This is a genomic window from Robinsoniella sp., assembly GCF_034124845.1.
The window spans coordinates 1-13,902 of sequence record NZ_JAWYAJ010000209.1 but is presented as its reverse complement, the minus strand read 5'-3'; the positions used below and the strand labels follow the sequence as shown (position 1 = coordinate 13,902).

General features: G+C 42.4%; 10 protein-coding genes. 8 read left to right on the top strand and 2 right to left on the bottom strand.

Features of this window, described 5'->3' with window-relative positions; all coding sequences use genetic code 11:
* Positions 1 to 87: 87 nt before the first annotated feature.
* Genes ACH2DQ_RS09845 through yicI form a run of 3 tightly spaced genes read left to right on the top strand, consistent with a single transcriptional unit; the run spans position 88 to position 5,018 of the window.
* Complete coding sequence (locus ACH2DQ_RS09845) at positions 88 to 2,076, top strand: TIM-barrel domain-containing protein (RefSeq protein WP_394910904.1); 1,989 nt, start codon at positions 88 to 90, stop codon at positions 2,074 to 2,076.
* Positions 2,077 to 2,106: 30 nt separating this feature from the next.
* On the top strand, positions 2,107 to 2,718 hold the full coding sequence (locus tag ACH2DQ_RS09840) for a YesL family protein (RefSeq protein WP_394910905.1): 612 nt from the start codon (positions 2,107 to 2,109) through the stop codon (positions 2,716 to 2,718).
* 26 nt (positions 2,719 to 2,744) lie between these two features.
* Positions 2,745 to 5,018 (top strand): alpha-xylosidase, encoded by a 2,274-nt coding sequence (yicI, locus tag ACH2DQ_RS09835; protein WP_394910906.1) that lies wholly within the window; start codon positions 2,745 to 2,747, stop codon positions 5,016 to 5,018.
* Positions 5,019 to 5,058: 40 nt separating this feature from the next.
* Here the strand turns inward: yicI and ACH2DQ_RS09830 are convergent, their stop codons facing one another.
* Positions 5,059 to 6,462: an amidophosphoribosyltransferase gene (locus ACH2DQ_RS09830; RefSeq protein ID WP_394910907.1), complete on the bottom strand. Its 1,404-nt coding sequence runs from the start codon at positions 6,460 to 6,462 to the stop codon at positions 5,059 to 5,061.
* Positions 6,463 to 6,701: 239 nt separating this feature from the next.
* Between ACH2DQ_RS09830 and ACH2DQ_RS09825 the strand changes: the two genes are divergently transcribed.
* The 5 genes from ACH2DQ_RS09825 (at position 6,702) to ACH2DQ_RS09805 (ending at position 12,795) form a co-directional block, all read left to right on the top strand.
* Positions 6,702 to 8,756 carry a DHH family phosphoesterase gene (locus tag ACH2DQ_RS09825; RefSeq protein WP_394910908.1) on the top strand — a complete coding sequence of 685 codons (2,055 nt, stop codon included), beginning with the start codon at positions 6,702 to 6,704 and terminating at the stop codon, positions 8,754 to 8,756.
* Positions 8,757 to 9,200, top strand: a complete 444-nt coding sequence (gene rplI, locus ACH2DQ_RS09820) for a 50S ribosomal protein L9 (RefSeq protein ID WP_394910909.1) — start codon at positions 8,757 to 8,759, stop codon at positions 9,198 to 9,200.
* 13 nt (positions 9,201 to 9,213) lie between these two features.
* Positions 9,214 to 10,542: a replicative DNA helicase gene (gene dnaB, locus ACH2DQ_RS09815; protein ID WP_394910910.1), complete on the top strand. Its 1,329-nt coding sequence runs from the start codon at positions 9,214 to 9,216 to the stop codon at positions 10,540 to 10,542.
* A 342-nt stretch (positions 10,543 to 10,884) separates the two neighbouring features.
* Positions 10,885 to 11,763 (top strand): 3-isopropylmalate dehydrogenase, encoded by an 879-nt coding sequence (locus ACH2DQ_RS09810; RefSeq protein WP_394910911.1) that lies wholly within the window; start codon positions 10,885 to 10,887, stop codon positions 11,761 to 11,763.
* A 195-nt stretch (positions 11,764 to 11,958) separates the two neighbouring features.
* Entirely contained in the window at positions 11,959 to 12,795 is an 837-nt protein-coding gene (locus ACH2DQ_RS09805) for a MerR family transcriptional regulator (protein ID WP_394911155.1), read from the top strand.
* 106 nt (positions 12,796 to 12,901) lie between these two features.
* Here ACH2DQ_RS09805 and ACH2DQ_RS09800 read toward each other — a convergent pair.
* Positions 12,902 to 13,902: anti sigma factor C-terminal domain-containing protein (locus ACH2DQ_RS09800; RefSeq protein WP_395026589.1), on the bottom strand; the 1,001-nt coding region annotated here is incomplete at its 5' end.

Below are 13,902 nucleotides of genomic sequence, written 5' to 3'. Positions count from 1 at the left end.
AGTGGCAGCTAAAGCAATAAAAATTATAGATAAATCCTATAGGGGAAATAATTCTGGTAAAAAAAACAGATAAAAAAGGAGAATTCAATGATTAAATGCGAGGGAAATAAAATATGGAGGCGTTTTGATAAAGAATTGTTGTGTGTGGAACCATGGGGGAAAAACAGTCTCCGTATTCGTGCCACTCAGAGGCACGAGTTATTGGCAGAAGATCATGGGGCATTACTGGAGCCGGATGAATGTGAAAGCAAGATATACCAGGAAAATGGAGAAACCGTTCTTGTGAATGGAAAAATCCGTTGTGAAATAACGCCCACCGGTAAGCTTCGTTTTAAAAATGACAAAGGGGAACTTTTGCTGGAAGAATATGAACGTATCCGGGAAGAAATCCAGGGACGCAAGGAGTTCAACAGTGCCCTTGAAATTGTGCCGAGAACTTTTGAACCTCATCCGAATACCGACAATTATCGCCTGATGGTGCGGTTTGAGCCAAACGAAGGAGAGAAGCTGTATGGATGTGGACAGTATCAGCAGCCTTATCTGGATGTGAAAGGCTGTACGCTGGAACTGGCACACCGTAATTCCCAGGCAAGCATCCCCTTTGTACTTTCCAATAAAGGATATGGAATGCTGTGGAACAATCCGGCAATCGGTTATGTTACCTTTGGAAAGAATGTGACGGAATGGACGGCGCACTCCACCAAGCAGATGGATTACTGGATCACAGCCGGGGATACACCAGCGGAAATAGAGGAAGCTTATGCAGATGCAACGGGGAAGGTACCGATGATGCCGGAATACGGGATGGGCTTCTGGCAGTGCAAACTGCGGTACCAGACTCAGGATGAAATAATGGAAACAGCAAGGGAGTACAAGAGGAGGGGGCTGCCGATTTCGGTAATTGTAGTAGACTTTTTCCACTGGACGAACCAGGGAGACTGGAAGTTCGACCTGGATTATTGGCCGGACCCGGAGAAGATGGTGGATGAGCTAAAAGAAATGGGTATAGAGCTGATGGTTTCCATCTGGCCCACGGTTGATGCACAGAGTGAAAATTATAAAGAGATGGAAGAGCTGGGATATCTGACCCGCTCGGAACATGGCAAACGGATTGGGCAATTAGGAGATGCCTGTATCATCGATCCGACAAACCCGGAAGCAAGGGCTTACGTATGGAATAAAATCCGCCAGAACTATTACGATCTGGGCATTAAAATATTCTGGCTGGATGAGGCAGAACCGGAATTTACCGGGTATGAGTACAGCCATTACCGCTATTTTAAGGGGGCGGATATGGAAGTGGGCAATATTTATCCCAGGGAATATGCCAGAATGGCATATGAGGGAATGGAAGCAGCCGGACAGGAAAATATCGTGAATCTGCTGCGCTGCGCCTGGGCAGGATCTCAGAAATACGGAACCCTGGTGTGGTCAGGAGATATTGATTCTTCCTTTCGCTCTATGCGTAACCAGCTGGCAGCGGGACTGAATATGGGGCTGTCCGGAATCCCCTGGTGGACAACCGATATCGGAGGATTCCATGGGGGTAATATTGAAGATGATACTTTCAGGGAATGTCTTGTCCGTTGGTTTGAATTTGGTACATTTTGTCCGGTATTCCGGCTGCATGGTTTTCGTGAGCCTTTTAAGGAGGCACTTGGTACTACCGGAGGAGGAAAGCATATCAGCGGTGCGGATAATGAAGTCTGGTCCTATGGGGAAGAGGTTCTGGCAATCTGTACAAAGTATATGGAATTGAGAGAGAAGATGAAGCCCTATATTACTGAGATTATGAAAGAAGCCCATGAAAAAGGAACGCCTGTGATGCGCCCGTTATTTTATGATTTCCCAGAGGACAAAATATGCTGGGAAACAGAGGATGCATATATGTTTGGACCAAACCTTCTGGTAGCGCCCATCTTCCATGAAAAGGAACGGCAGCGCAGGGTATATCTGCCGGAGGGAATGTGGCACAGCATACATGATAACAGGGAGTTTCGGGGCGGTCAGGTAATAGACGTGCAGGCTCCCCTGGATGAGATACCGGTATTTGCCCGCAACGGAAAGCTCTGGTAAGCACAGCTTGCGCTATTCAGGAGGAAAAATATGGATAATCAGCGGTTATTTGACTTTGGAGGCAGCTACACAGGAATAATGGGAAAGATTTTTGATCTGCTGCTGGTGGGAATACTCTGGATCATATGCTGCCTTCCCGTTATTACGATTGGAGCATCTACCACAGCGCTTTACTACAGTGTTGTAAAGTCGGTAAAAAGAGGGAACGGCTATGCATTTCGGGAATTCTGCCATGCATTCCGGATAAATTTTGTGCCGGCAACGGGGATTTGGGCGGCAGTTGCCGGTGTGACCTTTCTTGTCCAGCTGAACATGGGAATCCTGATGCAGAAAACCAGCGGTAATACCGGACTTTTCTTTATCTGCTTTTACTATCTGGTCTCTGTCTATGTATGTGCAGCAGCATGTTATGCATTCCCGGCATTGTCAAGGTTTGATATGAGCGCCGTGTGGATATGGAAACTTGGAATGTATATGGCAGTCCGGTACATTTTGACTACGCTGGCAGTATTTTTGGTAATTGGCTGTGTTCTGGCTTTGTTTTGGGCGCTGCCAATGAGTATATTCTTTACTCCCGGTGCTGCGGTATTTATTATTTCTGATTTTATGGAGCGTGTTTTGGAAAAACATATGCCGGAATAAGTTTGGCATGCAGGAAGGGTGAAAATATGAAATTTACAAATGGATACTGGAGGCTGAGAGATGAGATGACTCCGGCATACGCAGTAGAATATGCAAGACATATAATAGATGGAAACGCACTTCAGATTTTAGTACCGGGAAATCATATTTCAGGAAGAGGGGACAGCCTGAACCTGCCGGTGCTCACCGTATCTTTAACCAGCCCGATGGAAGGTGTGATTAAGGTATCGGCAGTGCATCACATGGGAGCTGTCTGCCGGGGGCCTTTTGCAGAAATTGCAGAGACAAATCCCGGGGTAACTATTTGGGAAGAAGAGAATGCTCTGATTTATCAGAGCGGAAGTCTGAAGGCCGTAATTGACAAGTCTCCCAATGGGTGGAAAATGTCATTTTACGAAGGAGATCGGTTTCTCACAGAGACCGGGTTTCGCAATCTTGCCCACATGAAAAATAATAAGACCGGAAAAGGATATATGCTGGAACAGTTTGCTATTGATGTGGATGAATATATCTATGGTCTGGGAGAACGGTTTACACCTTTTGTAAAAAACGGACAGATTGTAGAGATGTGGAATGAGGATGGCGGAACCGCAAGTGAGATTGCTTATAAAAATATTCCCTTTTATGTTACTAATAAAGGATATGGCGTTCTGGTAGACCATGAAGGCGATGTATCCTACGAAATAGCAAGTGAAAAAGTGGAACGGGTACAGTTTTCAGTGGAAGGCGAACGCCTGGATTATTACGTGATAGGCGGAGGGAGCCCCAAAGGGGCAATCAGTAAATATACGGAGCTGACCGGAAGACCGGCGCTGCCTCCGGCATGGTCCTTCGGTCTGTGGCTTACCACGTCATTTACTACAGATTATGATGAGGCGACAACTTCCGGTTTTATACAGGGGATGGCTGATCGGGATATTCCGCTTCATGTATTCCACTTTGACTGTTACTGGATGGATGCATACGAATGGTGCAATTTTATCTGGGACGCGAAAGTATTTCCGGATCCAAAAGGAATGCTGCAGCGGTATCATGACAGAGGGTTAAAGATCTGCGTATGGATTAACCCATACATAGCGCAGCAGTCCTGCCTGTTTCGGGAGGGGATGGAAAAAGGATATCTGGTTAAAAAACAGGATGGAGGTGTCTGGCAGACAGACCTGTGGCAGCCGGGTATGGGACTTGTGGATTTTACGAACCCGGAAGCTGCAAAATGGTATCAAAGCAAGTTAAAAACCCTGCTGGATATGGGGGTTGACTGTTTTAAGACCGATTTTGGCGAGCGCATTCCGGTAAGGGATATTGTGTACTCTGATAATTCTGATCCGGTTAAAATGCACAATTATTATACCTATTTGTATAATCAGACCGTGTTTGAATTGCTGGAAAGAGAGCGTGGACAGGGAGAGGCAGTCTTATTTGCACGTTCTGCAACCGTGGGAGGTCAAAAATTTCCGGCACATTGGGGAGGAGACTGTTCCGCTACCTACCCTTCCATGGCAGAGACGCTGCGGGGAGGACTGTCCCTGGCGCTTGGCGGATTTGGTTTTTGGAGTCATGATATCAGTGGGTTTGAACAGACTGCGCCAGCAGATATCTACAAACGCTGGTGTCAGTTTGGCCTGCTGACTTCCCACAGCCGGCTTCATGGATCTTCTTCATACCGGGTTCCCTGGCTGTTTGATGAGGAAGCATGTGAAGTGCTGAAGAAGTTTGTGAATATAAAATGCAGTCTGATGCCCTATCTGTACCGGCAGGCAGTTACGGCTCATGAACAGGGAATACCGATGCACCGTCCAATGTTTATAGAATATCCAAATGACCGTGCCTGTGATACTCTGGACAAACAATATTTTCTGGGTGATTCTCTTCTGGTAGCGCCTGTATTTAAAGAATCAGGGGAAGTGGATTACTATCTGCCAAAAGGAACCTGGATCAACTTGATCAGCGGGGAAGAAATAAAGGGGGGATCATGGAAGAAAGAGAGACATGATTATTTTTCACTGCCCCTCCTGGTAAAAGAAAACACCATTCTGCCGGTTGGAAATAATGGGGTAGAAGTATCCTATAATTATGCGGATGGCGTTACACTCTATCTCTCAGAATTTACGGATGGTGCATCAGCATCGGTGGAAATACCGGACACAAAAGGTAAGATAGTGATGACTGCATCTGCAAGAAGAGAGGGCAGTCAGATCATTCTCACAGTGGAAGGCGGGTATCAAAACTGGAAAGCGGGATTACTTGGTACAGACAGGCTCATAGAGGGAACCGGTAATCAGATGATAATAGAGTGTTAAAAACAGCCCGGGAGAAATTTCTTCCCGGGCTGCCGTTATTTTATTCTTTGCCATTCCAGCAATACGTACATAGTTTACATGGTTCAATTCCGATGGAAGCCAGCATATCATCCAGACGGTGATAACGCAGGGTTGTGAAATTGAGCTGTTTTCTGATCTCATCTATCATTTCGATATAATTCTGACTGTCCGGATTCGTATAATCATCCAACATATTAATATCGTTTTCTCCTTCTCTTTCACGGATAATACGTCTTGTAATCAAATCCATCTCAGAATTTGAACGTGAGAAATTCAGATATTTGCATCCGAACATCAGAGGCGGGCATGCAGGACGGATATGTACTTCTTTTGCACCCTCCTGATAGAGAAACTCGGTAGTTTCCCGAAGCTGGGTACCGCGTACGATTGAATCGTCAATCAATAACAGTTTTTTGTCACGGATTAAAGCTTCCACCGGAACTAACTTCATTTTCGCGATCATATTACGCTGGCTCTGTTTCGGGGGCATAAAGGAACGGGGCCAGGTTGGTGTATATTTAATGAAAGGACGGGAATAAGGAATCCCGGTTGCATTTGCATAACCGATGGCATGGGCAACGCCGGAATCGGGAACACCGGCAACAACGTCCGGCTTAACGGTATCACGGTTAGCCAGAAGACGTCCGCAATTGTAACGCATCTGTTCCACATTGACACCTTCATAAGAAGATGTTGGATATCCATAGTAAACCCAGAGGAAAGAACAGATTTTCATTTTCTCTCTTGGCTTGCTCAGAGTTTCTACACATTCCGGTGTGATTTTTACGATCTCGCCGGGACCCAGTTCTTTATAATCCACATAGCCCAGGTTGACGTATGCAAAACATTCAAAAGATACGCAGTAAGAGTCCTCTTTTTTTCCAATGGCAAGAGGGGTTCTGCCCATGCGGTCTCTGGATGCATAAATCTCATTTGGTGTCATGACCAGCATGGTCATGGAGCCTTCCACCATTTCCTGAACATATAACATTCCTTCTAATATAGAACTTTTTTGATTGATCAGAGAAGCCACTAGCTCTGTAGCGTTTATATGGCCTCCGCTCATTTCCAGAAAATGAGTACAGCCATTGTCGTATGCATTTTGGACCAGTTGGTCGATATTGTTGATTTTACCTACAGTTGTTATGGCAAAGCTGCCAAGATGGGACTGCACCAATAAAGGCTGAGGTTCATTGTCAGAGATGCAGCCGATTCCCAGATTTCCTTCTAATTCTTCAATATCCCGTTCGAATTTAGTACGAAAAGGGGAATTTTCAATATTATGGATTGCCCTGTTAAATCCGTCTTTACCATATACTGCCATACCGCCTCGTCTGGTGCCCAAATGTGAATGATAGTCAATTCCAAAGAATAAATCCTGTACACAGCTCGTCTTTGAAGCTACGCCGAATATTCCACCCATGTATTCCACTCCTTCATGTTTGCGTTTTTTTGATACAGCTACATTCTAACATAAGATGACAGGAAATAACAAGGGAATTTGTAGAATCACAGTGACTGGCACGGTCAGACAGGAAGGTCCAGTAACTAATCACATTTTGTCTGAAAGTAGACTACATAAAAAGGTCTTTCCCACTAATAGATTTTGTGATAGAATAGAGTAGTTAATACTATCCTTTTTTAAGTATGGGAGTACAATCTATGAAAAAGATAAATAGAAAGATAAAATATAGCGGGAAATTAAAGTCATATATGCAATGGCCGCTGGCTCTGGCAGTGTTTTTACTGTTGATGAATATTGCTGTATTTTCAGTAAATACCAAGGCCGGAATAGTAGCAGCGCTGTTCAGTGTGGTATATATCGTTATGATTATCGGCGTATTTGTATTGTACAAACCCCGTATTATGACTGAACTGGTGTCATTTGCCACGCAGTATGGGCAGATACAGAAGAAGATGCTTCAAAAATTTACCATACCATATGGTTTGCTGGACACAGAGGGTAAAATCATCTGGATGAATGAAGCGTTTTGTAATGCGGTGGGAAAAGATCCGAAATATCATAAAAATATATTAAACCTGTTTCCCGAGATCAGTGTCAATGTCCTGCCTAAAAATGAGGAGATACAGACTATAGAAGTTCATTTTGAAGGTGAAGATTACCGTGCACAGATGCAGAAGGTATCCATTGAGGAGCTGACGGACTCCGTTAATATCGTGGATGTGCCTGAAGACCAGAATTATTTGATCGCAGTATACCTGTTTGATACAACAGAATTAAACCAGTATATCAGAGAGAATAAAGAACAGAAATTGGTAGCAGGCCTTATTTATATTGATAACTATGATGAAGCTTTAGAGAGCGTGGAAGAAGTCCGCAGGTCTCTTTTGATGGCACTCATAGATCGTAAAATTAATAAATACATGGCCAGCCTTGACGGGATTGTGAAGAAGATTGAAAAAGACAAGTATTTTGTTGTAATCAAGCAGAGATCGTTAACAACTCTGGAATCTAACCGTTTTTCCTTATTGGAGGAAGTAAAGTCTGTTAACATCGGCAATGATATGAGCGTTACCCTGAGTATAGGTATTGGTATGAATGGAAATGGATATGTACAGAATTATGATTTTTCACGTATTGCAATAGAGCTGGCACTAGGCCGGGGCGGCGATCAGGCAGTCGTTAAGGATAATGAGAAAATTTCTTATTATGGTGGAAAATCACAGCAGATGGAGAAGAGTACCCGTGTGAAAGCAAGGGTAAAAGCACATGCCCTGCGGGAATTTATTGACAGCAAGGAAGATGTGGTGGTCATGGGCCACAAGATTACGGATATTGATTCTTTTGGAGCGTCTATCGGTGTATACCGTGCGGCAAGACTCATGAATAAAAAGGCTCATATTGTAATCGAAGATGGAAACAGTTCGATCCGTCCCTGGATGAATATGTTCCTGAATAACAAAGATTATGAGAGTGATATGTTTGTAAACCATGCCCAGGCGGAAGAAATAGTAGATAACAATACAGTTGTGGTAGTAGTGGACACCAACCGTCCAAGTATGGCTGAATGTTCCTCTATACTGGATCAGACGAAGACTATTGTTGTTCTGGATCATCACCGTCAGAGCAGTGAAGTTATTAAAAATGCAGTTCTGTCTTATATTGAGCCATATGCTTCTTCTACCTGTGAGATGGTTGCGGAAATCCTGCAGTATTTTGTAGATGGCATTAAGCTTAAGAATATTGAAGCAGATTGTATCTATGCAGGTATTATTATTGATACAAATAATTTTGTGGCGAAGACAGGAGTCCGTACTTTTGAAGCAGCAGCTTTTCTAAGACGCTGCGGAGCGGATGTAACAAGAGTCCGTAAAATGCTGAGAAATGATATGGCTGCATATAAAGCAAGAGCAGAAGCGGTCCGGCATGCGGAGCTGTTCTTAAACTGCTATGCCTTTAGCATCTGTCCGAGTGAAAATATTGAAAGTCCTACGGTAGTAGGTGCTCAGGCAGCAAATGAATTATTGAATATTATCGGTGTGAAGGCATCCTTTGTGTTTACGCCGTTTAATAAACAGGTATATATCAGCGCCCGTTCCATCGATGAGGTCAATGTACAGATCATTACAGAGCGCATGGGCGGTGGAGGCCATCTGAATATAGCCGGTGCACAGTTGAAGAATACAACGGTAGAAGAGGCTATCAGGAAATTAAAAGATGTCATTATTAAAATGACAGAAGAAGGAGCGATTTAAATGAAAGTTATATTATTGGAAGATGTAAAATCACTTGGAAACAAAGGCACCATTGTAAATGTCAGCGATGGTTATGCAAGAAATTTATTTACGAAAAAATTAGGCATTGAAGCAACGCCGAAGAATATCAATGACCTGAAGCTTCAGAAGGCACATGAGGAAAAAGTGGCACAGCAGATTCTGGACGAAGCAAAGGCATTTGCGGCTGAAATTGCAGAAAAGCAGGTTACGGTGTCCATCAAGGTTGGAGAGGGCGGAAGAACGTTTGGTTCTGTTTCATCCAAAGAAATTGCAGAAGCAGCGAAAGCGCAGCTGGGATATGACATTGATAAGAAAAAAATGCTTCTTACAAATCCCATTAAGGCGCTTGGTACTACAATTGTGCCGATTAAGCTGCATCCGAAAGTAACAGCGGAATTAAAGGTTGTAGTAAAGGAAGCTTAGGAGGAAGCCTGACATGGAAGAAGCACTCATAAAACGAGTATTGCCACATAGCGTCGAGGCAGAACAGTCTGTAATTGGCTCTATGATCATGGATAGAGAAGCGATTATGACTGCTTCCGAGATTATCAGCAGCGAAGATTTCTATCAGCACCAGTATGGGGTTTTATTTGAATCCATGCTGGAATTGTACAATGAAGGTAAACCGGTAGATCTGATTACATTACAGGACAGGCTAAAGGAAAAGGAAGTACCTCCGGAAATCAGCAGCCTGGAATTTGTAAGAGATCTGCTGAATGCAGTACCGACTTCAGCTAATGTAAAATATTATGCTAACATCGTTCAGGAAAAGTCAATGCTCCGGAAACTGATCCGGACGACGGAAGATATTGCAAATACCTGTTATGTGGCAAAGGACAGGCTGGAGGATATTCTGGGTGATACCGAGAAGAAAATATTTGATATCGTGCAGTGCAATACTTCCGGTGATTATGTCCCGATTAAGGAAGTTGTGCTGAATGCATTGGATAAAATAGAGCAGGCTGCCAAAAATAAAGGGAGTGTTACCGGAATACCTACCGGCTTTATTGATCTGGATTATAAGACATCAGGATTCCAGCCTTCCGACCTTATTCTGATAGCAGCCCGTCCTTCTATGGGTAAAACGGCATTTGTATTAAACGTTGCACAGAATATGGCATTCAAGGAAAATAAAACAGTAGCGATATTCAGTTTGGAAATGTCAAAAGAGCAGCTGGTTAACCGTCTGCTCTCCCTGGAATCTAAAGTTGATTCCCAATCCATACGAACCGGTAATCTGTCGGACGAAGATTGGTCCAAACTGATTGAAGGCGCAGGGATTATTGGAAAATCCCATTTGATTATTGATGATACACCGGGTATCTCTATCAACGATTTACGTTCCAAATGCCGAAAGTACAAACTGGAACAGGATCTGGGAATCATTATTATTGACTACCTTCAGTTGATGACCGGAAGTAAAAAAACAGATTCCAGGCAGCAGGAAATCTCCGATATTTCAAGATCTCTGAAAGAAGTTGCGAGGGAACTGCATGTACCTGTGGTTGCACTGTCTCAGTTGAGCCGTGCAGTAGAACAGCGTCCGGAACACCGGCCTATGTTGTCTGACCTTCGTGAATCCGGAGCGATAGAGCAGGATGCCGATGTGGTTATGTTCCTGTATCGTGATGATTATTATAACAAAGATACCGACCGGCCCAACATTGCCGAAGTAATTATAGCAAAACAGAGAAATGGTCCCATTGGTACGGTAGAGCTTGTATGGCTGCCGAATTATACAAAATTTGCAAACATGCAGAAGTAGCAGGAAGAGCGTTCATCTTGATTAAGGTGGGCGCTTTTTTATAAAATATAGATTGTGCTAAAATAATATGTTGCTAATATAAAGAAAAAAATATAAAGTTAATATTTATGTTGACTTCATAAACGCTTTGTCCTATAATAAAATATATATTTCTAATGAAGCAGATCTGCTTTAACTTCCCATTATAAGAATATTTAAGTGAAATTTTATAGAATATCCATGGCAAGGAATTTATCTGGTTGTTAAAGAGTTGCTAATCTTTATTTTTATCAAGGATCTTTCGCTTCTGATCTTGAGGCATTCAATACCTGAGGGAATGGATCCATAGAAGGGAGTGGATTCATGCCAAAGGAGATGTTACAATGGCATCCGGCTTTTTATGCTGTACTTCAGATAGAACTGCAGGACGAATTTAAACATCTGGACTTTGAGAATGAACATATGCTGGGGACGAAACCAAAGCAAATTGATGTATTGGTAATTAAGAATAAGGAGAATATCCGGATTAAAAAGAACATTGGACGGATTTTTCGAAAATATAATATCATTGAATATAAAAATCCAAAAGATTATTTAAGTATAGATGACTTTTACAAATGCTATGCTTACGCCTGTCTGTTCAAACAGGAAGGAAGCGGTCATGCCCCAATTGATATCAGAGATATCACCCTTACTTTTGTAAGCAGGCGTTTTCCTTTAAAATTAATCAATCATTGGAAGCGGGTAAGGGGATTTCAGATAGTAAAACAAGAAGAAGGGATTTTTTATATTTTGGGGGATATTATGCCAATACAATTACTCATAACCAGAATGCTTACAAAAGAAGAAAATCTATGGTTAAGAGGATTAGATGAAGGCATAAATGACAGAAGACTGATGGAACATTTATCCAGGGAGTATGAAAAGAATCAGAAAAACAAGCTTTATCAGTCTGCAATGGATATGATAATAAGAACCAATAAGAAAGAGTTTCAGGAGGCGAAGAACGATATGTGTGAAGCGATCAGAGAATTATTTAAGACCGAACTGGAAGAAGCAGTAGGAGAAGCAGTAAATAAGGCTGTTGCCCAGGCAGTGACCCATGCTACCGGTAAAGCCAGATGTGATATGCTGAATGCCTTAGAAGACATTCATAATAATATACCCCTTAAAAAGGTGCAGGAAAAGTATATTTTAACAAAAGAGGAAATAACCCGTCTGAAGAAATTAGCAATGTATTAATGCGTTAGACGGGAATTTCGTCGAAGCCTGAATTTTCCTGATGAAACGGGTGTTTTCCTGACATTATTTGCGATATCTCCATGTTTGAATCTAAGAATCAATATGATATAATAGCCATGTGCAGATTTACGTTTTGCTTAGAGCCAAAATGCCTGTATAGATTCTATTTTATAATGGAGGGGACGTATGGAAATAATGGACGAGACGAGATATATGATCTCCGATGCGGCTAAGAAGGTCGCAGTAGAAGCGCATGTTCTGCGTTACTGGGAAGAGGAACTGGAACTGCCCATAGCGCGGACTGAACTGGGTCACCGATACTATACAGAAGAAAATATTCGTATATTTCAGAATATTAAAGAACTGAAAGAGAGAGGATTTCAATTAAAGGCAATCAAAGTTTTAATACCGGAGATTGCAAAAAGGGAAATCAAAAATACAGATAACATTATTCACCTGGAAGAGAAACTGAACAGGAAATCACTTGATAAAGATCATGAAGCAGATAAACAGGTACAGGCTGCCGCTTCAGAACAAGAGAGAGACAAACAGAAAGAACAGACAGCAGAAGGTATGCAGAAGCCTCAGAAAGAGACTTTGACTGAAAGCGCTAAGGACAAGCCGCATCAGAATGGAAACAGTCAGGATAGACCAGTTAAGGACGGTAAAAGAGAAACCGTATCAGATAAAAAAGATTCCGAAAAGTGCGTTGCGGATGTATTGGAAACAACGTTATCGGAACTGGAATTTGATGTGGATAAACTCCTTCAATTTGAAAAAATTGTGGGTAACATCGTCACAACTGCTTTAAAAGAAAATAACAAAGAGCTGAACGATCAGATCAGCGAAAGTGTTTCCAAAGAAATTGATTATCTGCTGAAGCTGCGTGAGGAAAAAGAGGAAGACAGATACAGACGTTTGGATGAGACAATCCGGGCGCATCAGAACCAGGGTTCTAAACGTCTTGTAGCAGCTACCCAGTCCGAAGATGTGAAACCGCAGAAAAAAGGATTCTTTTTTTGGAGGCATTGATTATAAGTCACAATTTTCCTCTATATACCTATGCTTCTTTCATGTCTGGTATTACAAAAGTTCTCACCTAACAATTCCAGGTGAGAACTTTTGTTAATACGGTGAGTCAAGATTCAAAATACACAGATCTAATCATATCTGAATTCTGTATTTTTTCTAAATCTTCTTTACTAAGCCAGCTTACAAAACCGTAGATAGATAAACCATTTTCTTCTATATAAGTACAACTGGATGCTATGGTTTCTCTTTCAATTCCAACCATTTTACAAAAACTATTCTGATGGGAAAGATAGCGCAGCATACTTACCATATGGCTTTCCATAGTAGTCTCATCATTTGTTAATGCATCCAGTTCATTCATTGTCAGATCGGTGGAATCCAGCTTTAAATATGGATACCGGTCAGGATATGGGTTGTGGAGAATGAGCCCTTCCGGCTGCGTCTGGAAACCGGTAACGTAGTCTGAATAGGAAGCTGTTTCACTGGTTTTGCATGCTGCCCATGACAGGTTTATAAGATGTTCCTTTTCAAATGATTTGTAATCTGAGAAGGATTGATAGTCTTTGAAAGAGACATAGGCCCGATACATTTGGTCATCCTGCAAAGTTGAGATTTTTTGCTCGATGTCTTCTTTGGGGATTCCGCTCCAGGTCCACTGTGCATAATGGTCTTCCGGCTTGAGAAGCAGATTGCCCACGGGTAAGTTTAATATATTGGCGTCATACATCGTTAAATGATTGCGTGTTATTTTGCCGGCGTAAAGAGAAGGATAAGAATTTCCCCTGGTAATGGAAGGCTGCAGGAAAATATCATAGGACCCGTATTCTGTTGAGGATACGGCGACGGAGTCCTGAATATCCAGCGGCATCATCAGCTCTGTAAATACGCTCATATCCAGGGTTATTTGATTCATGTGCTCATCCAAAGTTTTTGCAGGATTATAAAAAAAGCTTTCCATAAGCGGTGAAAGACCAAATTGTATAAAGAGAATGAGAATCAATGATATGGCAGTAAACACCGCACCCATTTTTAAGAATGCCTTTCGAATGGCTTTTTGGATCAGTGCGGAATCCGTGTCTTTATGAGCATGTGTTTTATCATTTTTGG

What these genes read in the sequence shown, in the direction of transcription:
- ACH2DQ_RS09845 (WP_394910904.1), top strand. Translation starts at nt 88, where the DNA reads ATGATTAAATGCGAGGGAAATAAAATATGGAGGCGTTTTGATAAAGAA.
- ACH2DQ_RS09840 (WP_394910905.1), top strand. Translation starts at nt 2,107, where the DNA reads ATGGATAATCAGCGGTTATTTGACTTTGGAGGCAGCTACACAGGAATA.
- yicI (WP_394910906.1), top strand. Translation starts at nt 2,745, where the DNA reads ATGAAATTTACAAATGGATACTGGAGGCTGAGAGATGAGATGACTCCG.
- ACH2DQ_RS09830 (WP_394910907.1), bottom strand. Translation starts at nt 6,462, where the DNA reads ATGGGTGGAATATTCGGCGTAGCTTCAAAGACGAGCTGTGTACAGGAT.
- ACH2DQ_RS09825 (WP_394910908.1), top strand. Translation starts at nt 6,702, where the DNA reads ATGAAAAAGATAAATAGAAAGATAAAATATAGCGGGAAATTAAAGTCA.
- rplI (WP_394910909.1), top strand. Translation starts at nt 8,757, where the DNA reads ATGAAAGTTATATTATTGGAAGATGTAAAATCACTTGGAAACAAAGGC.
- dnaB (WP_394910910.1), top strand. Translation starts at nt 9,214, where the DNA reads ATGGAAGAAGCACTCATAAAACGAGTATTGCCACATAGCGTCGAGGCA.
- ACH2DQ_RS09810 (WP_394910911.1), top strand. Translation starts at nt 10,885, where the DNA reads ATGCCAAAGGAGATGTTACAATGGCATCCGGCTTTTTATGCTGTACTT.
- ACH2DQ_RS09805 (WP_394911155.1), top strand. Translation starts at nt 11,959, where the DNA reads ATGGACGAGACGAGATATATGATCTCCGATGCGGCTAAGAAGGTCGCA.